General features: G+C 75.3%; 16 protein-coding genes. 10 read left to right on the top strand and 6 right to left on the bottom strand.

Translation table 11 applies throughout. The features are described 5' to 3' along the window. Positions 1–115: 115 nt before the first annotated feature. Entirely contained in the window at positions 116–2,161 is a 2,046-nt protein-coding gene (locus tag ACZ3YL_RS19560; protein WP_465658714.1) for a DEAD/DEAH box helicase, read from the bottom strand. Between the two features lie 699 nt (positions 2,162–2,860). Here ACZ3YL_RS19560 and ACZ3YL_RS19555 point away from each other — a divergent pair. Continuing rightward, the gene (locus ACZ3YL_RS19555; protein WP_188303934.1) at positions 2,861–3,589 is read left to right on the top strand and encodes a ferritin-like fold-containing protein; all 729 of its coding nucleotides are present in this window, start codon (positions 2,861–2,863) and stop codon (positions 3,587–3,589) included. Between the two features lie 9 nt (positions 3,590–3,598). Here ACZ3YL_RS19555 and ACZ3YL_RS19550 read toward each other — a convergent pair whose 3' ends face one another. From ACZ3YL_RS19550 to ACZ3YL_RS19540, 3 genes are all read right to left on the bottom strand, one after another. Then, a complete protein-coding gene (locus ACZ3YL_RS19550; protein WP_188303933.1) occupies positions 3,599–3,922 on the bottom strand; it encodes a hypothetical protein in 324 nt (107 codons plus the stop codon). 143 nt (positions 3,923–4,065) lie between these two features. Beyond that, entirely contained in the window at positions 4,066–4,293 is a 228-nt protein-coding gene (locus ACZ3YL_RS19545) for a DUF3107 domain-containing protein (protein ID WP_188303932.1), read from the bottom strand. 134 nt (positions 4,294–4,427) lie between these two features. Next, positions 4,428–5,087, bottom strand: coding sequence for a TetR/AcrR family transcriptional regulator (locus ACZ3YL_RS19540; RefSeq protein ID WP_188303931.1), 660 nt, complete (start codon positions 5,085–5,087; stop codon positions 4,428–4,430). Between the two features lie 218 nt (positions 5,088–5,305). On the opposite strand from ACZ3YL_RS19540, the gene ACZ3YL_RS19535 reads away from it, so the two are divergent. The 5 genes from ACZ3YL_RS19535 (at position 5,306) to moeZ (ending at position 12,027) form a co-directional block, all read left to right on the top strand. Beyond that, the gene (locus tag ACZ3YL_RS19535) at positions 5,306–6,223 is read left to right on the top strand and encodes an alpha/beta fold hydrolase (RefSeq protein WP_223242027.1); all 918 of its coding nucleotides are present in this window, start codon (positions 5,306–5,308) and stop codon (positions 6,221–6,223) included. Positions 6,224–6,530: 307 nt separating this feature from the next. Next, positions 6,531–8,414, top strand: a complete 1,884-nt coding sequence (locus ACZ3YL_RS19530; protein ID WP_465658712.1) for a DUF3492 domain-containing protein — start codon at positions 6,531–6,533, stop codon at positions 8,412–8,414. After that, entirely contained in the window at positions 8,414–9,517 is a 1,104-nt protein-coding gene (locus ACZ3YL_RS19525) for a hypothetical protein (protein ID WP_465658710.1), read from the top strand. Before ACZ3YL_RS19530 ends, ACZ3YL_RS19525 begins: the two co-directional genes overlap by 1 nt. Before the next feature lie 113 nt (positions 9,518–9,630). Further along, entirely contained in the window at positions 9,631–10,620 is a 990-nt protein-coding gene (locus ACZ3YL_RS19520) for an NAD-dependent epimerase/dehydratase family protein (protein ID WP_188306613.1), read from the top strand. A gap of 228 nt (positions 10,621–10,848) precedes the next feature. Beyond that, on the top strand, positions 10,849–12,027 hold the full coding sequence (gene moeZ, locus ACZ3YL_RS19515; protein ID WP_188306612.1) for an adenylyltransferase/sulfurtransferase MoeZ: 1,179 nt from the start codon (positions 10,849–10,851) through the stop codon (positions 12,025–12,027). A gap of 94 nt (positions 12,028–12,121) precedes the next feature. On the opposite strand, the gene ACZ3YL_RS19510 is transcribed toward moeZ, so the two are convergent. Next, the gene (locus tag ACZ3YL_RS19510; protein ID WP_223242699.1) at positions 12,122–14,851 is read right to left on the bottom strand and encodes a lysylphosphatidylglycerol synthase transmembrane domain-containing protein; all 2,730 of its coding nucleotides are present in this window, start codon (positions 14,849–14,851) and stop codon (positions 12,122–12,124) included. Between the two features lie 134 nt (positions 14,852–14,985). On the opposite strand from ACZ3YL_RS19510, the gene ACZ3YL_RS19505 reads away from it, so the two are divergent. From ACZ3YL_RS19505 to ACZ3YL_RS19490, 4 genes are all read left to right on the top strand, one after another. After that, a complete protein-coding gene (locus ACZ3YL_RS19505; RefSeq protein ID WP_465658707.1) occupies positions 14,986–15,363 on the top strand; it encodes an MGMT family protein in 378 nt (125 codons plus the stop codon). Positions 15,364–15,631: 268 nt separating this feature from the next. Next, a complete protein-coding gene (locus tag ACZ3YL_RS19500; RefSeq protein WP_465658705.1) occupies positions 15,632–19,033 on the top strand; it encodes an ATP-dependent helicase in 3,402 nt (1,133 codons plus the stop codon). 82 nt (positions 19,034–19,115) lie between these two features. Beyond that, positions 19,116–22,349, top strand: a complete 3,234-nt coding sequence (locus ACZ3YL_RS19495) for a UvrD-helicase domain-containing protein (protein ID WP_465658703.1) — start codon at positions 19,116–19,118, stop codon at positions 22,347–22,349. A 192-nt stretch (positions 22,350–22,541) separates the two neighbouring features. Continuing rightward, complete coding sequence (locus ACZ3YL_RS19490) at positions 22,542–23,726, top strand: PP2C family protein-serine/threonine phosphatase (RefSeq protein WP_188308018.1); 1,185 nt, start codon at positions 22,542–22,544, stop codon at positions 23,724–23,726. A 4-nt stretch (positions 23,727–23,730) separates the two neighbouring features. Here ACZ3YL_RS19490 and ACZ3YL_RS19485 read toward each other — a convergent pair whose 3' ends face one another. Next, positions 23,731–24,702: an endonuclease/exonuclease/phosphatase family protein gene (locus ACZ3YL_RS19485; RefSeq protein ID WP_465658701.1), complete on the bottom strand. Its 972-nt coding sequence runs from the start codon at positions 24,700–24,702 to the stop codon at positions 23,731–23,733. Positions 24,703–24,763 lie beyond the last annotated feature (61 nt).

Here is a 24,763-nt window from a genome sequence, read left to right as displayed (position 1 = left end):
ACATCCGGGAACGCCCGGGGCGGCGGGAGGGCGGGGCGCCGGCTCGTCGGACCGGAACGCCCGAGGGGGCGGCCGGACCGTGATGGTCCGGCCGCCCCCTCGGGGGTGGGGCGGGTCAGCCTTCCGGAGTGGCTTCCGGGGCGGCCGCGGCCTTGCGGGTGCGGGTCCGCTTGCGCGGGGCCGGCACCTCGGTCGCCGGAGCCTCGGTCGCCGGGGCCTCGGCGACCGGAGCCTCCGGGGCGGTCTCGGCGACGGCCTTGGGCTTGCGGGTCCGGGTGCGGGCCGGCTTCTCCACGGCCGGAGCCTCGGTCGCCGGAGCCTCGGCGGCTTCGACGGTCTCGGTGACCTCGGCCTTGGGCTTGCGGGTCCGGGTGCGGGCCGGCTTCTTCTCGGCCGGGGCCTCGGCCGGGGCCTCGGTCACCGCGGCCGCCTCGACGGTCTCGGCGACCTCGACCGTCTCCGCCTTGGGCTTGCGGGTCCGGGTGCGGGCCGGCTTCTTCTCGGCCGGGGCCTCGGCCGGAGCCTCGGTCACCGCGGTGGCCTCCACGACCTCGGCGACCTCGACCGTCTCCGCCTTCGGCTTGCGGGCACGGGTCCGCCGCGGCTTCTCCTCGGCCACCGGCTCGGCCGCGACCACCGCGGCCTCGACGACCGCGGCAGCCTCGGCCACGACCTCGGCCGCGGCCACCGGGGTGACCTCGCCCGCGGCGGAGCCACCGCGCGAACGGCGGCGACGGCGGCGCGGAGCGGCCTCGCCCTCGGCACCCTCGACGGCCGGGGCCGCCTCGGTCACCGCGGCGGTGACGGCCGCCTCGCCCTCGGCGCCGAGCTCCGAGCCACGGCGGGTGCGACGGCGCTCACGGGTGCGGCGCGGCTTCTCCTCCTCCGCCGGGGCCTCGACGGCCGGGCGGCCCGAGTCGCTCCGCCCACCACGGCCACCGGCGCGCCCGGAGCGGGCGCCCCGCCCGCCGGTCTCGCCGAGGTCCTCGATCTCCTCCGCGCCGAGCCCGGCCCGGGTGCGCTCCGAGCGCGGCAGGACACCCTTGGTGCCCGGCGCGATCTTCAGCAGCTCGTACAGGTGCGGCGAGGTGGAGTAGGTCTCCTCCGGCTCGTTGAACGGCAGGTCCAGCGCCTTGTTGATCAGCTGCCAGCGCGGGATGTCGTCCCAGTCCACCAGGGTGACGGCGGTGCCGGAGGCGCCGGCCCGGCCGGTGCGGCCGATCCGGTGGAGGTAGGTCTTCTCGTCCTCGGGGCACTGGTAGTTGATGACGTGGGTGACGCCCTCGACGTCGATGCCGCGGGCGGCCACGTCGGTGCAGACCAGGACGTCGACCTTGCCGTTGCGGAAGGCGCGCAGCGCCTGCTCGCGGGCGCCCTGGCCGAGGTCGCCGTGGACGGCGCCGGCCGCGAAGCCGCGCTGGGTCAGCTGGTCGGCGACGTCGGCGGCGGTGCGCTTGGTGCGGCAGAAGATCATCGCCAGCCCGCGGCCGTCGGCCTGCAGGATGCGCGAGACCGTCTCGACCTTGTCCAGGGAGTGGGCACGGAAGATGTGCTGCTCGGTGTTGGCGACGGTGGCGCCGGTGTCGTCCGGGGCGGCGGCCCGGATGTGCGTGGGCTGGCTCATGTACCGGCGGGCGAGGTTGATGACCTGGCCCGGCATGGTGGCCGAGAACAGCAGGGTCTGCCGCTTGGCCGGCAGCATGGTGATGATCTTCTCGACGTCGGGCAGGAAGCCCAGGTCGAGCATCTCGTCGGCCTCGTCGAGGACCAGCGCGCGGACCTTGGACAGGTTCAGCTTCTTCTGGCCGGCGAGGTCCAGCAGTCGGCCCGGGGTGCCGACCACGATGTCGACGCCCTTGTTGAGCGCCTCGACCTGCGGCTCGTACGCCCGGCCGCCGTAGACCGCGAGCACGCGGACGTTGCGGACCTTGCCGGCGGTCTGCAGGTCGTTGGTGACCTGGGTGCAGAGCTCACGCGTCGGGACGACGATCAGCGCCTGCGGGAAGTCGGAGAGCTGCTCCTCGGTGGCCCGGCCGGCGTCCACGTCGGCGCGCACGATGGCCCGCTCGATCAGCGGGAGGCCGAAACCGAGGGTCTTGCCGGTGCCGGTCTTGGCCTGGCCGATGACGTCGTGGCCGGTCAGCGCGACCGGGAGGGTCATCTCCTGGATGGGGAAGGGATGGACGATGCCGACGGACTCGAGGGCCTCGGCGGTCTCCGGGAGGATCCCCAGGTCCCGGAACGTCGTCTTGATGGGTTCAGCGGTGGTGGACAGGGTGCTGCCTCTTCCGTTTTCGGAGGGGCCGAGAGCGAGCGGCGGGCGGGCAGCCGCGCGGCTGCGTACGGGCCTGGGCGGCCCTGATGACAGCTGCGCGGACGCACAACCGCGCCGGTCCCTGCGGCCGGCCGGTGCGCGCGGCCCGATGACGGGGCGCGTCGCCGGCGGCGTCGGGGAAATTCCCGTGAGGGACCTGCGCGGGACCTCCGCCAGGTGGGCGTGGTCTCGGCGGCCCTCGCTCGGCCACTGATGCGGTGCCAAGGCTTGAAGTCCAAGCCATGGTCGGAGCCGATCGGCTCTCCGACCGGGCATCCGCGTACGTGAGTACCCGTGCCTCCGGTGCGGACACGTCCGAGGGACGCGCTGCCGCTAGGGAGCGGGCTCGTGCGGGCCACCGAGACGGCGGTGACACCGTGCGAACACGACGGGGCTCCGTACCACCATACAGTCAGCCGACGACTCGAACACGTGACGCGTCTGACATTGCCCCCGGCGACCGGCCCCTGATCGGCCGATCCGGCAGGTCACCCGGGTGCGGTCGGTGGTGGGGCGGCCGCTCCCCCGGGACTAAGGTGGCGGGTCATGGAGACCCAAGGTGAGACGCAGGACGGCACGGGCGGCTCGATCGGCGACTGGGCCACGTGTTCGGCCGAGCCGGGCTACCGCGCGGCGGTACTGGACCTGCTCGGCGCGCTCGCGTACGGCGAGCTGAGCGCCTTCGAGCGGCTCGCCGAGGACGCCAAACTGGCGCCCGACCTCGCCGACAAGGCGGCCCTGGCCCGGATGGCCTCCGCCGAGTTCCAGCACTACCAGCGGCTGCACGACCGGCTCGCCGAGATCGGCGCCGACCCGCAGGAGGCCATGCGCCCCTTCGTCGAGCCGCTGGAGCTGTTCCACCGGATGACGGCGCCCTCGGACTGGCTGGAGGGCCTGGTCAAGGCCTACGTCGGGGACGCCATCGCGACCGACTTCTACCGCGAGGTGGCCGTCCGGCTGGACGACGACACCCGCGACCTGGTGCTCGGCGTCATGTCCGACACCGGCCACGGCCAGTTCGCCGTCGACAAGGTCCGCCAGGCCATCGAGGCCGACCCGCGGGCCGGCGGACGCCTCGCCCTCTGGGGCCGGCGGCTGATGGGCGAGGCGCTCAGCCAGGCCCAGCGGGTCGTCGCCGAGCGGGACGCGCTGTCCAACCTGCTGGTCGGCGGCGTCCAGGTGCAGGGCTTCGACCTGGTCGAGGTCGGCAAGATGTTCAACCGGATCACCGAGGCGCACACCCGGCGGATGGCCGCCCTCGGCCTGGCCAGTTAGCTCCCCGCGTCACACCGGCCGGTGCCGCCGCGCGCGGTGGGCGCCGGCCCGGTGCGGGTGGTGCCGGTGCGCCGGGGCCCGCCCGGCGGCGAGGTCAGGCCGGGCCAGCAGCGAGGTGAGCACCCCGGCGGCCAGCGCCGAGAACGCCACCGCGACCACCGGGTGGCGCCCGTCCAGGCAGAAGTGCGCGAGTACCCCGCCGAGCAGCGCCGCGGCCGTCGCCGTCCCCGCCACCAACGGGCGGGAGGCCCGGAAGTACCCCGGCAGGCCGAGCAGCGCGGCCGCGGCCGCGACCAGGCCGACCAGGGCGAAGACGATCGATTCGACCAGCAAGGCGGCCTCCCCGGGGGACGGACGTGCGGCACCGGCGCCGCACCTGTCGCCGTACCCAGGCCGACCTGGCCGTACACGCGACGGTGCCCCGCTCCCGGGGAGGGAACGGGGCACCGGTTCGGACCCTTTTCGCGGGCGGCGCCTCAGGCGGTGCCGAAACCGACCTTGCGGACGGCCTGCTCGCCGATCTCCACGTACGCCAGGCGCTCGGCCGGGACGATGACGCGGCGGCCGTGCTCGTCGGTGAGCGAGAAGAGCTTGGTGGAGCCCTCCAGCGCCTTCGCGACCGCGCTCTCGACCTCATCGGCAGTCTGCGAGCTCTCGATCACGATCTCGCGGGGCGCGTTCTGCACGCCGATCTTGACCTCCACGGCTTCCGTCCCTCCGGGGTTGCAGCCTCCACGCGCGGTCATCGGAGCGCCTGGGACAAGCGACCGCGGCGACCGCGCCGTACGGCTTCACCATAGAGCACCCGATCACCGCCCAGGCGAAGGTCAGCGGATCGTCAGCGCTGAGCGGAACCCTCCGGGGCGAGGTCGCCCGGGTGCATCGGGAAGCCCTTCAGGCCCCGCCAGGCCAGGCTGGCGACCAGCCGCACCGCCTCGTCGCGCGGGATCTCCAGCCCCTGCGACAGCCAGTACCGGGCGGTGATCTGGGCCAGGCCGCAGACCCCGGCGGCCAGCAGCTTGGACTCCGCCTCCGGCAGGTCGGTGTCCTCCTGGATGACCTTGCTGACCAGCGTCGCGCTCGCCTCGGAGGCCCGCTCCACCCGCTCGCGCACGGCCGGCTCGTTGGTCAGGTCCGACTCGAAGACCAGCCGGAAGGCACCGGACTCGCTGGAGACGTAGTTGAAGTACGCCTCCATCGTCGCGGCCACCCGCAGCTTGTTGTCGGTGGTGGTGCCCAGCGCCTCGCGGGTCGACTCGACCAGGGCGTCGCAGTGCTTGTCCAACAGCGCCAGGTAGAGGTCCAGCTTCCCGGGGAAGTGCTGGTAGAGCACCGGCTTGCTCACCCCGGCACGGTCGGCGATGTCGTCCATGGCGGCCGCGTGGTAACCCTGCGCGACGAACACCTCCTGGGCGGCACCGAGCAGTTGTTCACGGCGGGCGCTTCGCGGCAGGCGGGCACCGCGCGGGCGCTCCTGCGCCTCTTGGATGGCCGTCACGGCGCTCCTCACTTCGGGGTTGATCGGGGCTGGCAAGAGGGCCGATTCTACTTTTCGGTAACCGCGTCGGCCCTTGGTGAACGCGAGAAAAGCTGCCCGCCCGCTTGTCAGGAGCCCACAATACGGCGCTGACCTCGGCGTCGGCAGTGGTGTGACGAGGGATGGGACGGCCGGACCGCCCCGCCGCCCCTGGCCGGGGCTCACTACCATCGTCCACCATGAGCAGCGCTGAGCAGCAGGTACGTACGGTCGAGGTCCCCGGTGCGGTGCTCGCGGTGCACCGGCCCGCCGGGGCGGCCCGGATGCCGGGGGGCGGCACCGACGGGCGCGAGCCCGGGCTCTTCGTGCACGGCCTGGGCGGCTCGGCCGGCAACTGGAACGACCTGATGGACCGGCTCGACGGCCTCGTCGACGGCGAGGCCGTCGACCTGCCCGGCTTCGGCCGCTCCGGTCCGCCCGCCGACGGCAACCTCAGCCTCTCCGGCCACGTCCGCGCCGTCATCGGCTACCTGGAGGCCTCCGGCCGCGGCCCCGTCCACCTCTTCGGCAACTCGCTCGGCGGCGCCGTCGCCGTCCGGCTCGCCGCCCTGCGCCCCGACCTCGTCCGCAGCCTCACCCTGGTCTCGCCCGCCCTGCCCGAACTGCCCCCGCAGCGCTCCGCCTGGCCCACCGGCCTGCTCGCCGTGCCCGGCCTGCCCGCCCTGCTGCGCCGGCTGCCGGCCGGCCGGCGCGACGCCGAGGCCGCCACCGAGGACCTGCTGCGCCTGGTCTACGGCGACCCGGCCGGACTGAGCCCGGCCGCCCGGGCCGAGGCGGTGGCCGAGTACCGGCACCGGCTGGAGCTGCCGCACGCGATGCCGGCGCTGGTCGGTTCGGCCCGCGGCATCGTCTCCGCGTACACCGAGCGCGGCGACCAGGCGCTGTGGCGGCAGGCCGAGCAGGTGGAGGCGCCGGTGCTGCTGGTGTACGGGCTGCGCGACCGGCTGGTCGCCTACCGCTCGGCCCGCCGGGCCTGCGCGGCCTTCGCCGACGCCCGGCTGCTGGTGCTGCCGGAGTCCGGGCACGTGGCGATGATGGAGCACCCCGACGCGGTCGCCCGGGCCGTGCGCGAGCTGATCGCGGCCGCCGCCCGCTGAGCGGACCGGACCCTACGGCGCGGCCCCTCACCCGTCGACGGGTGAGGGGCCGCGCCGTATAGCGCGCGTCAACGGCCCGGTCCGGGCCGAGGTCACGGGGGTTCACTCGTTCAGGTGGCAGCCAGGCATGTGACCGATGGGCGGCCGGAAGCCGGTCCTACCGTTCTGCTGCCGGACCGAACAGGTGTGGGGGAGAGCCGCAGACACCGGGCCACTGGGTGGGTGACAAGCGACAGCAAGGGTCCCGGCGTTCGGCCCCGCGGCTCCGGTCGCCCCTGGGAGGGGCAGCAACCCTAGGAGGTCTCCCGTGCGCGTCGCCCTGCTCACCGAGGGTGCCCGTCCGCATCCCGACCGTGGCGCCGGACCGTGGTGCGACCGGCTCGCCGAGGGCCTGCCGGAGCACGAGTTCGAGCTGTACCTGCTCACCGGCCCGGACGGCCCGGGCGGTGTCGCCCGGCTCCCGGCCGCCCGGCACGGCGCCCGCTACCTGCCGGCGCCGGGGCGCCGGCCGCGCGGCCGGGCGCCCGGGGCGCTGCGCGGACGCCACTACGCCCAGGCGTACGAGGAACTGGTGCGGGCGCTGGTGCTGCCGGGGGAGCGGGCCGGCTTCGGGGCCGGGCTGTACCGGCTGGCGGCGCTGGCCCGGGAGGACGCGGGCACGCTGCCCGCGTTCCTCGCCTCCGTCCACGCCCGCCGGGTGCTGGAACGGGCCTGGCGGCTGCCCGGCGCGGACACCTCGGCCGGACAGCCGCTGGTGCGCGACGTGCTGGTCGCCGCGGACCTGCTGGAGCAGTGCCTGCGCCCGCTGTCCGCGCCCTGGTACGGCACCGGGCCCGGCGGCCTCGGCGGCGCCGACCTGTGCCACGTGGTCGGCGGCGGCCCGGCCGCGCTGCCCGCCCTGGTGGCCCGGCAGCTGCACGGGGTGCCGTTCGTGGTCACCGAGCACGGCCTGCACCTGCGCGAGCAGTACCTCGGCTGCCCGCCCCGAGCCGAAGGGCACGCGGGTGCCGAACGGGTGGGCCCCTCCTGCCCGCCGGCGGGCAAGGAGGGCGAGCGACAGGCGAGCGACGCGCGCCGGAGCCCGGGGGCACCTCCCAGCCGCCAGACCGGGGGAGACCGTCGGCATCGGCTTCGAGCGCCCGGAGGCGGGCGGGCGGGTCACGAGGCGCCCTCCCTCCCCCAGCCCTCGGCCGGGGGCACCCGCACGCCGGTCCGGGCGCTGCTGCTGTCCTTCTTCCGGGCGCTCACCGAGGAGACCTACCGGCAGGCCGCGATACTCACCCCGGGCAGCGCCCACGACCAGCAGTGGCAGCGCCGCTGCGGGGCCGATCCGGCGCGCACCCGGGTGGTGTACGAGGGCATCCCGGGGGTGGACCGCCCGGCCGCCGGGCCGGAGCCCCGGCGGCCCACCCTGGTCTGGGCCGGCGCGCTGGAGCCGGGCCGGGACACCGAACTGATGCTGCACGCCTTCGCCCGGGTGCGCACCGAACTGCCCGCGGCCCGGCTGGTGGTGCACGGCGAGGAGGCGGCCCTCGGCTACCGGGCGCACTGCGCGGCGGTCGCCGAGCGGCTGGGGGTGGCCGGCGCGGTGGACTTCGCCGGGCGGCCCGGCTCGCTCGCCGAGGCCTGGCAGGGCGGCACGGTGGCCGTCTTCTCCGCGCTCTCCCAGCGCAGCCCTCGGCTACTCGCCGACGCCATGCTCAGCGGCCGGGCCGTGGTCTCCACCGACGTCGGGGTGGCCCGCGAGGTGGTCGGCCCGACCGGGCTGCTGGTGCCCGCCCGCGACCCGGGCGCGCTGGCCGGGGCCTGCCTGGCGCTGCTGCGCGACGAGGAGCGGCGCTCCCGGCTGGGCCTGGCCGGGCGGCTGCGGGCGCAGGAACGCTTCGCCGTCGAGCCGGTGATCAGCGCCTTCCGGGAGATCTACCTGGAGCTGGTCTCGCAGTACCCGGCCTTCCCCGGGGGCGGCGCCGAGGACGGCCGGGCGCCGCGCCCGTTCGCCCGCCCCGCCGAGTACTGGCTCAGCGACGGCCCGCGCGGTGACCGGGACGACCGGGACGAGGCCGGGGACGGGGGCGGGGACGGGGTCGGGACGGCCGGGGAGGACGGTGGCGAGGCCGTCGGGCCGGGCCCGCGCCGGCTCCGCCCCGATCCGGCGAGACCCGCCGGGCCGGCCCTCGCGGAGGCCGTCTGATGTCCGGCCCGGTCCGGGCCCGTCCGCGGACTCCCGGCGGCGCCGCGCCCGCGGGCGGGGGCCCGAGCGCCGACCCGGTGCGTGAGGTGATGGCCGAGCACCGGGAGCTGTGCGAGCGCGCCGTCGACCCGCTGGAGATCGCCGCCGGGCTGGAGGAGGCCGGTTACGGCCCGGACGCCGTCGCCCGCTGCCGGCACGCCGACCTGTTCTCGCTGGCCGAGGAGCTGTACGCCCGGGTGCCCCGCCGGCCGCCCGCGCCGGAGCCGGCCGGGCCCCGGGAGTGCGGGGCCGCCGCCCGGGCGGCGCTGACCGCCGCCGCGCTGGCCGCGCTGCCCTGCGCCGGGGTGGTGGCGCTCGGCACCCGCTGGCCGGTGCTGCTGACCGCCGCCGTCCCGCTGGTGCTGCTGCCCGCGCTGACCACCCCGGACCCGGCCGCGCCCGGCCCACCGCCGTACGGCCCGGCCCGTACGCCGCCCCGGCCGGCGGGCTCCGGCCCGCGCCCGGCCGCCTTCGGGCAGGGGCTGGGCCTGGCCGCGCTGCTGCTGCTCCCGCTGGCGGCGCCGGGCGGGGACCGGCCGCTGGCCGCCGCGCTGGTGCTGGCCGCCGCGGTGTCGGCGGGCTCGGCCGAGCGGGCGGCCCGATGGTACCGGCAGGTCGGCCGGGGGCATTTCGGGGCGGCCCGCACGCTGGCCGGGTTCCGGGCCCGGATGCGGCCGGTGCTGCCGGTCGCGGTCGCCCTGCACCTGGCGGTGCTCGGGGTGCTGACCTACGCCGCGCTGGCCGTCCTGGCCGTCGTCGCGCCGCGCCCAGGGCCCGGCCACGGCGGCGGGCTGCTGCACCTGGCCGCCGAGCGGGCCGGCCCCGCCGCGTGGGCGGCGCAGGGCGTGCTGGGCCTGCTGCTGGTGCTGCCCGCGCTGCTGGCCCGCTGCGGCCGGGCGGCGGTCGCCGCGCTGGGCGCCGTGGCCGGGCCCGCCGCCGCGGCGGTGCCGCTCGCCCTGGGCCGTTCCTGGCCGTCGGCCGTGCTGCTGGGCGGCGGTGCGGTCGCGGCGGTGCTGCTGGCCCACGGCTGGGCGGTGCTCGGCCGGGCGGGCTCGCACCGCTGAGCCCGCCCGATGGACCTCCGCCCGATGAGTTCCTGTCAGATCTCGTTCGCTGTTCTCGCTGTTTTCAGTCCGCCAGGTCGTCCTCGACCTCGCTTCATGGAAGGACGCCCCCGATGAGGGTGCTGCTGCTGGGCGCCGACGGCTTCATCGGCCGCCGGGTGACCGATCGTCTGCTGATGGACCAGGAGTTGCAGGTGACGGTGCTCGGCCGGCGCGACTCGGCCGACATCCGCTTCGACCTGACCACCGGGAGTCCGGGCGCGCTGGCCCGCTTCCTGGACGCGGTCGCGCCGCAGGTGGTGATCAACTGCGCGGGCGCCACCTACGGCAGCTCGCGGACCCTGATCCGGTCGAACACGCTGGCCGTCGCGACGGTCTGCGAGGCGATCCGGCGCAGCCGGGAGCCGGCCCGGCTGGTGCACGTCGGCTCGGCCGCCGAGTACGGGCCGGTGCCCGGCGGGGTGCCGGTGTCCGAGCAGGCCGAGCCGCGGCCGGTCGGCCCGTACGGGGTGTCCAAGCTGGCCGGGACGGAGCTGGTGCTGGCCTCCGGGCTGGACGCGGCGGTGCTGCGGGTGTTCGACGTGGTGGGCCCGGGGGCGCCGACCGCCTCGCTGTTCGGGCGGCTGGCCGAGGGCCTGCGGCGGGCGCTGGAGCGGGACGAGAGCCAGGTGCGGATGCCGGACCTGTCCGGATACCGGGATTTCGTGGACGTGCGGGACGTCGCCCGGGCGATCCAGATGGCGGCGGTCTCGGCCGCCACCGGGGTGATCAACGTCGGCAGCGGGCACGCCGTACGGGCCCGGGACGCGGCCCAGCTGCTGGTCCGGGCGTCGGGCTTCGAGGGGTCGATCGTGGAGGAGAACCGGCAGGTCCTGCTGCCCGCGCAGGTGGGCGGACCGGGCGGCGACCACCTGCCCGGCCACCACCTGCCGGGCCACCGCGCGGAGGGCCACCGGCCGGAGGGCCGCCCCGCCCCGGGCGAGCCGGTGCCGTGGCGGCAGGCGGACGTGCGCACCGCCCGGGACCGTCTCGGCTGGCGGACACAGGTGCCGCTGGAGGAGTCGCTCGGGGACGTCTGGCTGGAGACGGCCTGTCGGGTCTGAGGCCGGCGCGGGGGTGCCCCGGGCCCGTCACCACGGGCCAGGGGCACTTTCGGGGGGCCGGCGGGCGGTTCCACGATCCGGCGCGGGCCGTCTCGCCCATCGGACGAGCTGTCTCGGAATACCGGTGGGGCGTGACACTGTTGGCCTAGAGAGCCACCTGAGTGGCGGTGCAACAACCCCGTCCGAGGCTGGCCCCGGCCGCCTGAACAAGACCCCATCGGAGTCCCCGTGTCGTTGCCACCCCTGGTCGAGCCGGCTGCCGAGCTCACCGTTGACGAGGTCCGCAGGTACTCCCGCCACCTGATCATCCCGGATGTCGGGATGGCCGGGCAGAAGCGGCTGAAGAACGCCAAGGTGCTGTGCGTCGGCGCCGGCGGCCTGGGCTCGCCCGCGCTGATGTACCTGGCCGCGGCCGGTGTCGGCACGCTGGGCATCGTCGAGTTCGACGTGGTCGACGAGTCGAACCTGCAGCGCCAGATCATCCACGGCCAGGCCGACATCGGGCGCTCCAAGGCGGAGTCGGCGCGCGACTCGGTCCAGGAGATCAACCCCTACGTCGAGGTGGTCCTGCACGAGGAGCGCCTCGACAACTCCAACGTGATGGAGATCTTCGCCGGCTACGACCTGATCGTGGACGGCACCGACAACTTCGCCACCCGGTACCTGGTGAACGACGCCGCGGTGCTGCTCGGCAAGCCGTACGTGTGGGGCTCGATCTACCGCTTCGACGGCCAGGCCAGCGTGTTCTGGGCCGAGCACGGGCCCTGCTACCGCTGCCTCTACCCGGAGGCCCCGCCGCCGGGCATGGTGCCGTCCTGCGCCGAGGGCGGCGTGCTGGGCGTGCTGTGCGCCTCCATCGGCTCGATCCAGGTGAACGAGGCGATCAAGCTGCTGGCCGGCATCGGGGACCCGCTGGTCGGCCGGCTGATGATCTACGACGCCCTGGAGATGAACTACCGCCAGGTGAAGGTCCGCAAGGACCCGGACTGCGCCGTCTGCGGGGAGAACCCGACGGTCACCGAGCTGATCGACTACGAGGCCTTCTGCGGCGTCGTGTCGGAGGAGGCGCAGGCCGCCGCCGCCGGGTCGACCATCACCTCCAAGCAGCTCAAGCAGTGGCAGGACGACGAGGAGGACATCTACCTCATCGACGTCCGCGAGCCCGGTGAGTACGAGATCGTCAACATCCCCGGCGCGGTGCTGATCCCGAAGAACGAGTTCCTCATGGGCGACGCCCTGGAGAAGCTGCCGCAGGACCGGAAGATCGTGCTGCACTGCAAGTCGGGCGTGCGCTCGGCCGAGGTGCTGGCCGTGGTCAAGGCCGCGGGCTTCGCCAACGCCGTCCACCTGGGCGGCGGGGTGCTCGGCTGGGTGAACCAGATCGAGCCGCACAAGCCCGTCTACTAGAACGACGGATGCGTAGAGGGGCCCGCTGCTCGGCGGGCCCCTCTACGCATCTCCGTCCGCTCGGACGGTCCGTCCGTCCGGACCGTCCGTACGCTCAGAGCGCCTGCTTGCGCTGCAGCACGTTGTAGGCGATCCAGCCCGGCAGCACCGGCAGCCAGAAGGTCAGCGCCCGGAAGAGGAACACCGCCGGGGTGGCGACCGCGGGGGAGACGTCCGCGACGGTCAGCGCACCGATCAGGGCGACCTCGACCGGGCCGATGCCGCCCGGGGTGGGGATCGCCGAGCCGGCCGCGTTGGCGGTCAGGAAGACCACCGCGACGGCCGAGAAGCTGACGTCGCCGCCGAAGGCCTGCACCGAGAAGTCCAGGCAGGCGGTGAAGCACAGGGTCAGCAGCAGGATGCCGCCGAAGCCGGTGACCAGCTTGCTGGGCGTCTGCATCAGGTCGAGCATCCGCGGCACCACGCCGAAGAACAGCGAGCGCAGCCGGCCCAGCACGAAGCGGCGCAGCGGCGCGACCGCGGCCACCACCAGGGCGAGCACCGCGGCGGTCAGCACCCCGATGATCACGGCCCGGGAGGCGGAGAGGTCGCCGTTGGTCTGGCTGCCGGTGATCAGGCCGAAGCTGAACAGCAGCAGCAGGTGCCCGGCCAGGCCCGCCAGCTGGGAGGCGCCGACCGAGGCGACCGCCTGGCCGGGGCGGATGCCGGCCTTCTGCAGGTAGCGGGTGTTGAGCGCGATGCCGCCGATCGCGGCGGGGGCGACCAGCTTCACGAAGGAGCCGGCCAGCTGGGCCGCGACGGTGCGCCGGAACGGCAGCCGCTCGGGGACGAAGCCGGTCAGGCTCATCGCGGCGGCGACGTAGCTGAACGCGGCCGCCAGCAGGGCCGCCGCCGCCCAGGCCCAGTTCATCTGGGAGAGCTTGAGCTGGGCGGGCTTGATGGTGGTCAGCGCCAGGTAGGCGGCGAAGGTGAGCGCGATCACCATGATCAGGCTCTTCGGCTTCAGCCGTTCCAGCTTGGCCGGCTCCATCGGCGCCTCGGGGGCGATCTGCAGGATCTGGCCGCGGATGCGGCTGAGCAGGTCCTCGCCGGCCGCCGCGATGTCCTCCTCGGCCTGCTCCTGGGTGCGCTCGCCGGCCGCGACCTGCTCCAGGGCCTTGGCCCGGGCGGCGGCCTTGCGCTCCTTGGTGAGCTTGGCGAGGTCGACCCGGGTGGAGCGGCTCATCCCGACCGGCTGGAGCAGCGGCAGCGCCTGGGCGACCCGGTCCGCGCCGAGCACCGCGTTGGCGGTGGCGACGGCCCGCTCGGGGCCGATCCGCAGGGCGAAGGTGGTGAGCAGCTGGGCGACGTCGATGCGCAGGGTCAGGTCGGTGGCGGCGATGTCGCCGCCGGACAGGTTGACCAGGCAGGCGGCCTTCCCGTCCACCACCAGCAGCGATTCGCCGGTCAGCCGGCGGTGGGCGATCCGGCGCTCGTGCAGGGCGGCCACCGACTGCCACAGCGAGGCCATCACCCGGTCGGTGACCTCCTCGTCGGCGAGCTCGTCCAGGGTGCGGCCCTCGACGTTCTCGTACACCAGGATCGCGGCGTCCGGGCCCAGCTCGGAGGTGGCCACCAGCTGTGGCGCCCGGGCGCCCGAGGCGGCCGCGGCGTACGCGATCAAGGCCTCCTGCTCCAGCGCCTGGCGCAGCGACTGGGGGCTGCGCCGCACGGCCACCGAGCGCAGCCGCAGCCGCCGCCAGGCCCGGTAGAAGAAGCCGGAGGCCTGCTGCTCGCGGTCGATGATGTGGACGTCCAGCGGCGGGCCGTCCTGCTGGGTGACGTAGTAGCGGCGGGTGCCGCCGGGGGCGTCCGGGGCGCGGTGGGCGCCGTCCGGGGTGAAGCCGACCTTGCGCAGGCCGATCATCAGGTGCTGCCCGGTGGGCCGGATGTTGGGGGAGCCGATCGCGTACAGCGTGCCGTAGGCGACGGACCAGCCGATCAGCACGGTGAGCATCAGCGACAGGGGGGTGGTGTAGCCGCCGAGCAGCTCGGTGACCCCGCTGAAGACGACCACCACCCACAGGGCCACCCGCCAGCGCGGTCGGCTCGACATGCCGACGGCGGTCATGTAGGCGATCACCGGGGCGAGGTAGCCGTGCACCGGGTCGGTGAGGCTGCCGTTGCTGTCCAGCGGCAGCCGGGTCAGCGCCGTCCTGATGTGCTCGGAGGCGCCCTCGGCCACCCACCAGTCGATGCCCAGCGAGACGCCGTACGCGAGCACCGAGGCGAGCACGCCGTCGGCGACCCGCAGGCCGTCGCGTTTGATCAGCCGCTCGACGGCGAAGGCCAGCGGCACGGCCAGTACCGCGACGCTGGAGATCAGCCCGGTGATGGTGGACAGCACCGCGGAGAAGTGCGGCGCGTTGGTGGCGATGTCCTGCTCGATGCCGGTGGTCGTCGAGGTCGCGATGCCGGCCAGGACGAAGACGGCGACTATCCCGAAGACCCCGGTCAGGAAGCGGATCAGGTCGGACGGGCGGTGCGCGCGGGCGGCGAGCAGCGGCTCGTCGACGTCCAGGTGCGGGGCCTCGTCCAGCGGGTCGTGGTACTCGGTCCGCGGGGCCGGCGGCGCCGGGGCGGGCGGCTCCGGCGCGGACGCGGGGGCCTGCTCGGGGGACTTCTCGGGCGTGGGGGTCTTGATCGTCAGGTCCTTGATCAGGGAGACTTCCGGCGTCGGCCCGCTTCCGGGCCGCCCTTCGGACTCGTCACCGGGCGCCGGGGGCACGGCGGAGCCGGACTCGTCGGAGTCCCCGTCCATGCCCACGGTAGCCGTCCCGGTCATCTGGTCTTGTCCTCGTATCACCACTCACCGCCCCGAAGATGGTGGCATGCCCCGACCCCCCGTGTCGGACAGGGGCCGGATCGGGCGCGGCGGGTCGTTCGTACGGGGCCGCGCGCGCGTCCCTGTAAGGAAGAATGCCGCAGGTGACGGACGTAACAGACGACGGCGGCCCGGACGCCCTACCGCCGTTCGCCGAACTGGTGCTCGATCTGACCGAGCGGATTCCACCCGGCCGGGTGATGACCTACGGCGACGTCGCCGAGTACCTCGGCCAGGGCGGCCCCCGCCAGGTCGGCCGGGTGATGGCCCTGTACGGCGGCTCGGTGCCCTGGTGGCGGGTGATCCGCGCGGACGGCCGCTTCCTGCCCGGCCACGAGCACCGCGCCCTCGCCCACTACGGCGAGGAGGGCACCCCGCTGCGCGAACTCGCCGACCCGCCCCGGGTCGACCTCAAGCGGGCCCGCTGGGACGGGACGCAGTCTTCACCGAAACCGCCGCGCGGACGGGATTGACGGGGCAGGGTCGTAGGCTCGATGCGGGCGGGCCCCACCGGCCCGCCCCGGCCATGCCCCTCTGCACCACCCAGGAAGATCGTCCGTGAGCGAGCGAAGCGAGCGAGCCGTCGAAAGGCGCGCATGGGTTGACGCCCCTGCCGGGCGAAGCGAGGCGGGCGCGTGAGCGAGCGAGCCATTGAAAGGCGCGCATGGGTTGACGCCCCTGCCGAGCGGAGCGAGGCGGGCGCGTGAGCGAGCGAAGCGAGCGAGCCATTGAAAGGCGCGCATGGGCGAACGCCCCTGCCGAGCGAAGCGAGGCGGGCGCGTGAGCTCCCCCTACCGGCTCGTGCGCAGCCCGCTCGTCCAGCCCGAACCGCCCGTGCTGGACGCCTACCAGCGCGCCGTGGTCGAGCACACCGGCGGCCCGCTGCTCGTCCTCGCCGGACCGGGCACGGGCAAGACCACCACCCTGGTCGAGGCGGTCGCCCGGCGGATCCAGGACGGCACCGACCCCGAGAAGATCCTCGTCCTCACCTTCAGCCGCAAGGCCGCCGTCGAACTGCGCGACCGGATGTCCGGCCGGCTCGGCGGCACCGCCGCCGCCCCGCAGGCCACCACCTTCCACTCCTTCTGCTACGCCCTGCTGCGCGCCCACCAGGACCCGGAGGACTACGCCGAGCCGCTGCGGCTGCTCTCCGGGCCCGAACAGGACGTCATGGTCCGCGAACTGCTGGCCGGCGGCGCCGAGGACGCCAAGCACGGCCTGGGCCGGATCGCCTGGCCGCTCGACCTGCGCGCCTGCCTGACCACCCGCGGCTTCGCCGACGAGGTCCGCGCCGTCCTCGCCCGCAGCCGCGAACTCGGCCTCGGCGAGGCCGAACTCGAACGCTTCGCCCAGGGCGTCCAGCGCCCCGACTGGGCCGCCGCCGCCCACTTCCTCGCCGACTACCTCGACGTGCTCGACCTGCGCGGCGTCCTCGACTACGCGGAACTCGTGCACCGCGCCGTGCTGCTCGCCGAACGCCCCGAGACCGGCGAGGAACTGCGCCGGCGCTACGAGGTCGTCTTCGTCGACGAGTACCAGGACACCGACCCCTCCCAGGTCCGGCTGCTGCGCCGGCTCGCCGGCGGCGGTCGCGACCTCGTCGCCGTCGGCGACCCCGACCAGTCGATCTACGCCTTCCGCGGCGCCGACATCAACGGCATCCTCGACTTCCCCCAGACCTTCCGCCGCGCCGACGGGACCCCCGCCGAGGTCAAGGTGCTGCGGGTCTCCCGCCGCTCCGGCGCCGTCCTGCTCGCCGCCTCCCGCGAACTCGCCCGCCGGATGCCGATGGGCCGGCTGCCCGCCGACAAACTCGCCCAGCACCGCGCCCTGCTGCCCTCCCGCGAAGGCGGCCGGGTCGAGGTGTACACCTACCCCACCCCCGGCGCCGAACTCGACTCGATCGCCGACCTGCTGCGCCGCGCCCACCTGGAGGACGGCGTGCCCTGGGGCGAGATGGCCGTGCTCGTCCGGGCCGGCGCCCGCTCCATCCCCGGCGTGCGGCGGGCGCTCGGCGCGGCCGGCGTCCCGCTGGAGATCGACGGCGACGACCTGCCGCTGCGCGAGGAGCCGGCCGTCGCCCAACTGCTGCTCGCGCTGCGGGTCTGCGCCGAGCAGGCCGCCCGCGACAAGCAGGGCCTCCTCGACGCCCCCGACCAGGACACCCCCGACTCCGACACCCCCGGCCCGGACGCCACGGAGCCCCTGACCGTCGAACTGGCCCACACCCTGCTGACCGGCCCGCTCGGCGGCCTCGACGGCTCCGACCTGCGCCGCCTCGGCCGCGCCCTGCGCGAGGAGGAACGCGCCGCGCTGCGCGCCGACGGCCGCCCCGCCGCCGCCCCGCGCCCGGCCGGCGAACTGATCCGCGAGGCCCTCGCCGAACCCGAGCGGCTGATCGCCCTCGACCCGGCCACCGCCCGCCGCGCCCGCGACCTCGGCACCCTGCTGCGCAAGGTCCGCGAACAGCTGGCCGGCGGCTGCACCGCCGAGGAAGCCCTGTGGGAACTGTGGGACGGCAGCCGCCGCTGGCGCGAACGCCTCGAACGGGCCGCCCTGCGCGGCGGCGCCGCCGGCCGCAACGCCGACCGCGACCTGGACGCGCTGTGCGCCCTGTTCGAGACCGCCGCCCGCGCCGAGGAACAGGTCACCGGCCACCGCAGCGCCCTCGACCTGCTCGCCGAACTCGAAGCCCAGGACATCGCCGCCGACACCCTCACCGTCCGCACCGTCCGCCCCGAGGCCGTACGGCTGATGACCGCCCACCGCTCCAAGGGCCTGGAATGGCGCCTGGTCGTCGTCGCCGGCGTCCAGGACGGCCTCTGGCCCGACCTGCGCCGCCGCGGCTCCCTGCTGGAAGCCGACCGGATCGGCCGCGACGGCCTCGCCGAACCGCTCTCCCCGGCCGCCCTGCTCGGCGAGGAACGCCGGCTCTTCTACGTCGCCGCCACCCGCGCCAAGGAACGGCTGATCGTCACCGCCGTCAAGGCGCCCGCCGACGACGGCGACGAACCCTCCCGCTTCCTGCGCGAGCTCTACCGCGAGGACGTCGACCCCAGGACCGGCCGCGTCGTGCGCCGCACCCCGCCCGTCACCGTCGAGGACGTCACCCACCGCCCGCGCCGGCCGCTGTCGGTGGCCGCCCTCGTCGCCGAACTGCGCGCCGTCACCGTCGACCCCACCCGCTCGCCCGAACTGCGCCGCGCCGCCGCCGAACGCCTCGCCGTCCTCGCCGCCGCCTCCGACGAGGACGGGCTGCCGCTGGTGCCCGCCGCCCACCCCGACCGCTGGTGGGGCCTGGACGACGCCACCGCCGCCCCCGAGCCGCTGCGCAGCGCCGACGCGCCCGTACGGCTGTCCGGCAGCGGCCTGGAACAACTGGAGAACTGCTCACTGCAGTGGTTCCTGGACAAGGAGGTCAAGGCCCGCAGCGCCGGCAGCGCCGCCCAGGGCTTCGGCAACGTGGTGCACGCCCTCGCCGACGAGGTCGGCTCCGGCCGCACCCCCGCCGACCTCGCCGTCCTGATGGCCCGCCTGGACACCGTCTGGGACGCCCTCGCCTTCGACGCCCCCTGGAAGTCCCAGCAGGAGAAGACCGAGGCCCGCTCCGCCCTGGAACGCTTCCTCAACTGGCACGTCCTGGAACGCGGCCGCGACCTGGTCGCCACCGAGCACGGCTTCGACGTCACCCTCGACGTCGGCGGCGTCTCGGTGCGCATCCGCGGCTCGATGGACCGGGTCGAGAAGGACCACGCCGGACGCGCCTACGTGGTCGACTTCAAGACCGGCAAGCAGATCCCCACCGACAAGTCCATGCCCGAGCACAAGCAGCTCGCCGTCTACCAGCTCGCCGTCCGGGCCGGCGCCCTCAACGAACTGCCCGGCTTCACCGAACACCCCCCGGCCACCGGCGGCGCCGAACTCGTCCACCTGCGCGAGGCCGCCGCCAAGGCCGACCTGGACGCCCCCAAGGTGCAGCGGCAGGAACCGCCCGAGGGCGACCCGTGGATCGAGGACCTGCTCGCCGAGGCCGCCGGCAAGGTCCTCGCCGAACGCTTCGTCCCGCAGACCGGCAGCGGCTGCGACCGCTGCTCCTTCCGCCGCAGCTGCTCCGCCCAGCGCGACGGGGCGCAGCTGCTCTGAGCGCCCGCTCGCCTCGGGGCGGGTGCTCTGAGCGCCCGCTCGTGAAGTGAAGCTTGTCCGTCGCTCCGGTTACGGTTGCGGGGTGACCGCCGTGCTCAGCCATCCCGACCAGCTCAAGGAGCTGCTGGGCATCCCGTTCAACCGGGAACAGATGGCCGCCATCGGCGCCCCGCTCGCCCCGGCCGTGATCGTGGCCGGCGCAGGCTCCGGCAAGACCACCGTGATGGCCGCCCGGGTCGTCTGGCTGGTCGGCTCCGGCGCCGTACGGCCCGAGGAGGTGCTCGGCCTCACCTTCACCAACAAGGCCGCCGGCGAACTCGCCGACCGCGTCCGCACCGCCCTGCTCCGGGCCGGCGTCACCGACCGGGACGAGGCCGAACCGCTCGGCGAACCCGAGATCTCCACCTACCACGCCTTCGCCGGCCGGCTGCTCAAGGAACACGGCCTGCGGATCGGCATCGAACCCGACGTCCGGCTGCTCGCCGACGCCACCCGCTTCCAGCTCGCCGCCAAGGTGCTGCGCACCGCCCGCGGCCCCTTCCCCGCCCTCACCGGCACCTTCGCCAACCTCGTCGCCGACCTCACCGCCCTGGACGGCGAACTCGCCGAGCACCTGGTCGAGCCCGCCACGCTGCGCGCGTACGACGAGGAACTGCTCGACACCCTCGCCACCGTCAAGCTGAGCAACGACGACCTGCGGGCCGTCCCCGCCACCGCTCGCGCCCGGCTGGAACTGCTGCGCCTGGTCGAGGACTACCGCCGCCGCAAGCAGGGCGCCGGGCTGATGGACTTCGGCGACCAGATAGCCGCCGCCGCCCGTCTCGCCCAGCAGCGCCCCGAGGTCGGTGAACTGCTCCGCGGCCAGTTCAGGGTCGTCCTGCTGGACGAGTACCAGGACACCTCCGTCGCCCAGCGCCTGATGCTCGCCGGACTCTTCGGCGGCGGCCCCGACGGCAAGGGCGGGGGCCACCCGGTGACCGCCGTCGGCGACCCCTGCCAGGCCATCTACGGCTGGCGCGGCGCCTCCGTCGCCAACCTCGACGACTTCCCCCGGCACTTCCCCCAGGCCGACGGCCGCCCCGCCGACCGCTACGCGCTCAGCGAGAACCGCCGCAGCGGCGGCCGGCTGCTCGCCTTCGCCAACGAACTCGCCGCCCCGCTGCGCGCCCTGCACGAGGGCGTCGAGGCGCTGCGCCCGGCCCCCGGCGCCGAACTGGACGGCTCCGTGCGGGCCGCGCTGCTGCCCACCCACGCCGAGGAGGTCGACTGGCTCGCCGACTCCATCGCCCACCTGGTGCGCACCGGCACCGCGCCCGGCCGGATCGCCGTGCTGTGCCGCGGCGGCGCGGCCTTCCCCGACATCCACGCCGCGCTCGTCGCCCGCGAGGTGCCGGTCGAGGTGGTGGGCCTCGGTGGGCTGCTGCAACTGCCCGAGGTGGCCGACCTGGTGGCCGTCTGCGAGGTGCTCCAGGACCCGACCGCCAACGCCGCCCTGGTGCGGCTGCTGATCGGCCCGCGCTGGCGGATCGGCCCGCGCGACCTCGCCCTGCTCGGCCGCCGCGCCGCCGAACTGGTGCGCACCGAGCGGCCCGAGGGCGTCGAGGCGCTGGCCGCGGCCGTCGCCGAGGCCGACCCGACCGAGGTGGTCTCGCTGGCCGACGCGGTCGAGACCTTCCTCCAGTCGGACCAGCCCGACGACCTGCCGTTCTCCGCCGAGGCCAGGGTGCGCTTCGCCCGCCTCGCCACCGAACTGCGCGAGCTGCGCCGCGCGCTCGCCGACCCGCTGATGGACGTGCTGCACCGGGTGCTGACCGCCACCGGCCTGGAGGTCGAACTCGCGGCCTCCCCGCAGGCGCTGGCCGCCCGGCGGCGGGAGACCCTGCACGCCTTCCTGGACGTCGCCGCCTCCTTCGCCGACCTGGACGGCGACCCGGGCCTGGCCGCCTTCCTCGGTTTCCTGCGCGCCGCCCAGGAGTACGAGCGCGGACTGGACAGCAGCCTGCCCGGCGGCGAGGACACCGTGAAGGTGCTCACCGCGCACAAGTCCAAGGGCCTGGAGTGGGACGTGGTGGCCGTCCCCGGCCTGGTGAAGGGCGCGTTCCCGTCCGGCTCCCCGCGTGAACGCTGGACCAGCACCAAGCGCGTGCTCCCGCACGCCCTGCGCGGCGACCGCGCGACCCTGCCCGACGTGCGGGGCGGCTGGACGGCCAAGTCGATGGCCGCCTTCAAGAAGGAGCTGGCCGAGCACTCCGGCACCGAGGAACTGCGCCTGGGCTACGTGGCGTTCACCCGGCCGAAGTCCCTGCTGCTGGCCTCCGGGCACTGGTGGGGGCCGAGCCAGAAGACCGTCCGCGGGCCGTCCGCCTTCCTGGAGCAGCTGCGCGCGCACTGCGAGCAGCCCGGCGCCGGCGAGGTCGAGCACTGGGCCGAGCAGCCGGAGAAGGGCGCCGAGAACCCGGCGCTGGCCGCCGCCGTCGAGCGCCCCTGGCCGCTGCCGCTGGACCCGGCCGCCCAGCACGCCCGCCGCCGGGTCGCCGAAGTGGTGCGCGCCGGGATCGCCGGCGCGGTACGGGCGGACCCGGCGTCTCAGGGCGGGCCCGGGCCCGAACCGATGGCCGTCGAGGACCGGCGCCAGGTCGCCTCCTGGGACCGCGATCTGACCGCGCTGCTGGGGGAGTTGGAGCGCTCCCGGCGCACCGCCCGCGAGGTGCCGCTGCCGGCCGCGCTGTCCGCCACCCAGCTGATGCGGCTGGCCGCCGATCCGGACGGCTTCGCCCACGACCTGGCCCGCCCGATGCCGCGCCCCCCGCAGCCCGCGGCCCGGCGCGGCACCCGCTTCCACGCCTGGGTGCAGTCCCGGATCGAGCCGCTGCTGCTGATCGAGCCCGGCGCGCTGCCCGGCGCCGACGACGACGGCATCGAGGACGAGCAGGACCTGGAGCGGCTCAAGGAGGCGTTCCTGCGCACCCCGTATGCCCGGCGCCGGCCGTACCGGGTGGAGGCGCCGTTCCAACTGGTGCTGGCGGGGCGGGTGGTGCGCGGCCGGATCGACGCGGTCTACCGGGACGGTGACGGGGTGTCGGAATCCGGTGGTGCGTCACGCTACGAAGTGGTGGACTGGAAGACCCACCGGGAGGAGACCGCCGACCCGCTGCAGCTCGCGGTGTACCGGCTGGCCTGGGCCGAGCAGGTGGGCGTTGATCCCGAGCAGGTCACGGCGTCGTTCCTGTACGTCCGCAGCGGGCGGATCGTCCGACCGGAAGGACTTCCCGACCGAAAAGAGTTGGAACGGCTCCTGATCGGGAACAGTGACTAATGAGTCACGCAGAGCACCCGAGTCATCGCGCCGACGCCCGAAACCTGTGCGTCGTGCACGTTTCGCGCCTATTGTGGGGTCGGTAACCGGTCAACCCCGTATTCCGGCCGCCAGCGAGGCCCGCATTCCCTGACCCTCAGTCATCACCGCAGGTGCCCCCGGCATCGGCGCCTTCTGCTGGAGAGACCGAAGTTGAGCGCGACCGGATGGATCAGAGAGCGGTTCACCGGGCCGACCCCGGGACCCGCTCCGGGCACGACCGGCACCTGGCCGAGGACGGCGCTCGCGCTGCCCTTCATCGGCATGGCGCTGATCGTCGCCCTCGACTACCTCAGCGGCACCGAGGTGACGGTCGAACCCGCCCTCACCGCCGTACCCGCACTGGCCGCCGTGGTCAGCCACCGCACCTGGTACCCGCTCGTCATCGGGCTGGGCACCGAGGCGGCGGCCTTCCTGATGGCCTTCCGCAGCGACGCGCTCGGCGAGTCCGTGCACGCCGCCAGTGTCATCGCGATCCTGCTGGTCGCCACGATCGGCTGGGTCAGCGCCACCCTGAGGCTGCGCCAGGAACGCGCCCTGGCCGACGCCCAACTGGTCGCCTCGATCGCCCGCAGGGTCCTGCTGCGGCCCGTCCCGGAGCGGGTCGGCAGCGTGCGCGCCGCCGTCCACTACGAGGCCGCCGCCGCCCACGCCCGGATCGGCGGCGACCTGTACGAGGTCGTCAACACCCGGCACGGCGTCCGGGCCGTGGTCGGCGACGTGCGCGGCAAGGGCCTGGGCGCGGTCGAGACCGCCGCCGCCGTCCTCGGCGCGTTCCGCGAGGCCGCCCACCAGGAGCCCGCCCTCGACCGGGTGGCCGGCTGGCTGGCGGTCAGCCTGGACCGCGCCCTGCACGAGAACGACCACCCGGGCGTGGAGGAGGAGTTCGTCACCCTCGTCCTGATCGGGGTCGGACCGGACGGCACCGCCGAACTCGTCAACTGCGGCCACCCATCGCCGCTGCTGCTGCGCGGCGGCCTCGTCCAGCCGCTCGAACTCGCCGAGACCGTACCGCCGTTGGGTGTCCTCGACCCGGCCGACGTCCGCCCCCCGGTGCACCGGGTCCCGCTGCACGGCGACGACCGGGTGCTGCTGTTCACCGACGGGGTGATCGAGGCCCGGGACCGCTCCGGCGCCTTCTACCCGCTCGCCGAACGCTTCCCGCGCTGCGCCGACGGCCGCCCGGCCGACGTCCTGCAGCGCCTGCACGAGGACGTGGTGCGCCACGTCGGCCGCCAACTCGGCGACGACGCGGCCATGCTGCTCCTGCAGTACGACCCGACCCCGCCCGCCCTCGCCCACCTGCCCCAGCAGGCGGGCGTCCTGACCAGCCGGTAACGCCCTACAGCGACACCCGGACCAGCAACGGCCGATGGTCCGACACCCCGGCGTGCGGCGCCGCCGCCGGGCCCACCGCCGCGCGCGGCACCCCCACCGCCAGCACGTGGTCGAACTGCACCGCCGGCCGGTGCGCGGGATAGGTCGGCGTGCGCGCCAGGTCGTACCAGCCCTGGAGCCGGGCCCGCGGCTCGCGCACCCGCCGCCGGCGCGGCTCCGCCAGCGCCGGCCGGGCCCGCCGGGCCGCCCGCAGCTCCCGCACCCGCGCCCGCGGCGCGGTGCGCTCCAGCGCCGTCGCCCCGCCGAGCACCGTGCGCGGCACCGCGCCGATCAGGTTGAAGTCCCCCAGCACCAGGTACGGCTGCGGCAGGTCGGCGATCCAGCGCCGGATCCCGGCCAGCTGCGCCATGTTCCAGCCGGGCACGAAGGACAGGTGCGCAGCCACCACGGTGAACGGCCCGCGCTCGCCCTCCAGCACCGCGGCCAGCGCCGCCCGCGGCTCGTCCGGCACCGGCGTCAGCCCGCGCCGCCCGGCCACCCGCAGCGGCAGCCCGAACGGCGCCGGGGCGAACCGCCGGGCCCGCCAGTGCCGCACCGGCAGCCTGGTCAGCAGGGCCGTCCCGTACGAGGGCGCGGCGCCGTCGCCGATCTCGGCCGGCCCGTACACCCGCAGTCCGTTCGGCCCGGACGGCTCCCGCACCCAGCCCGCCACCGGCGCCGGGCGCCCGTGCAGCGCGGCGGCGAAGCGCCAGTCGCCGGCGCCCATCGCCGCGGCCGCCACCGCCGCCTGGTCGGTGCCGCCCGAGCGCCCCTGGTGCCGGTCCACCTCCTGCAGGGCCAGTACGTCGGCGTCCAGTGCGGCCACCGCCTGCGCCAACGGGCCTCCGGCGTCGGCCGGGTAGGGCAGTGGCGCGCCGTCCGGGGCGAGCGGCTGACCGTGCAACAGGTTGAAGGTGGCGATGCGCAACTGGCTCACACCGCACGACGGTACCGGAGGGGGCTCGGCTTGAGGCCGTGGGGCATACCGGGTATACATA

The organism is Kitasatospora sp. NPDC023176 (assembly GCF_055560495.1).
Note: the sequence above shows the minus strand (reverse complement) of the source record. Positions and strands in the feature narration are given on the sequence as shown.

Bases quoted from the DNA above. Each gene is read 5' to 3' on its own strand.
- ACZ3YL_RS19525 (WP_465658710.1), top strand. From the start codon at position 8,414: ATGTCCGGCCCGGTCCGGGCCCGTCCGCGGACTCCCGGCGGCGCCGCG.
- ACZ3YL_RS19505 (WP_465658707.1), top strand. From the start codon at position 14,986: ATGCCGCAGGTGACGGACGTAACAGACGACGGCGGCCCGGACGCCCTA.
- ACZ3YL_RS19500 (WP_465658705.1), top strand. From the start codon at position 15,632: ATGGGCGAACGCCCCTGCCGAGCGAAGCGAGGCGGGCGCGTGAGCTCC.
- ACZ3YL_RS19510 (WP_223242699.1), bottom strand. From the start codon at position 14,851: ATGACCGGGACGGCTACCGTGGGCATGGACGGGGACTCCGACGAGTCC.
- ACZ3YL_RS19535 (WP_223242027.1), top strand. From the start codon at position 5,306: ATGAGCAGCGCTGAGCAGCAGGTACGTACGGTCGAGGTCCCCGGTGCG.
- ACZ3YL_RS19555 (WP_188303934.1), top strand. From the start codon at position 2,861: ATGGAGACCCAAGGTGAGACGCAGGACGGCACGGGCGGCTCGATCGGC.
- ACZ3YL_RS19520 (WP_188306613.1), top strand. From the start codon at position 9,631: ATGAGGGTGCTGCTGCTGGGCGCCGACGGCTTCATCGGCCGCCGGGTG.
- ACZ3YL_RS19560 (WP_465658714.1), bottom strand. From the start codon at position 2,161: ATGACCCTCCCGGTCGCGCTGACCGGCCACGACGTCATCGGCCAGGCC.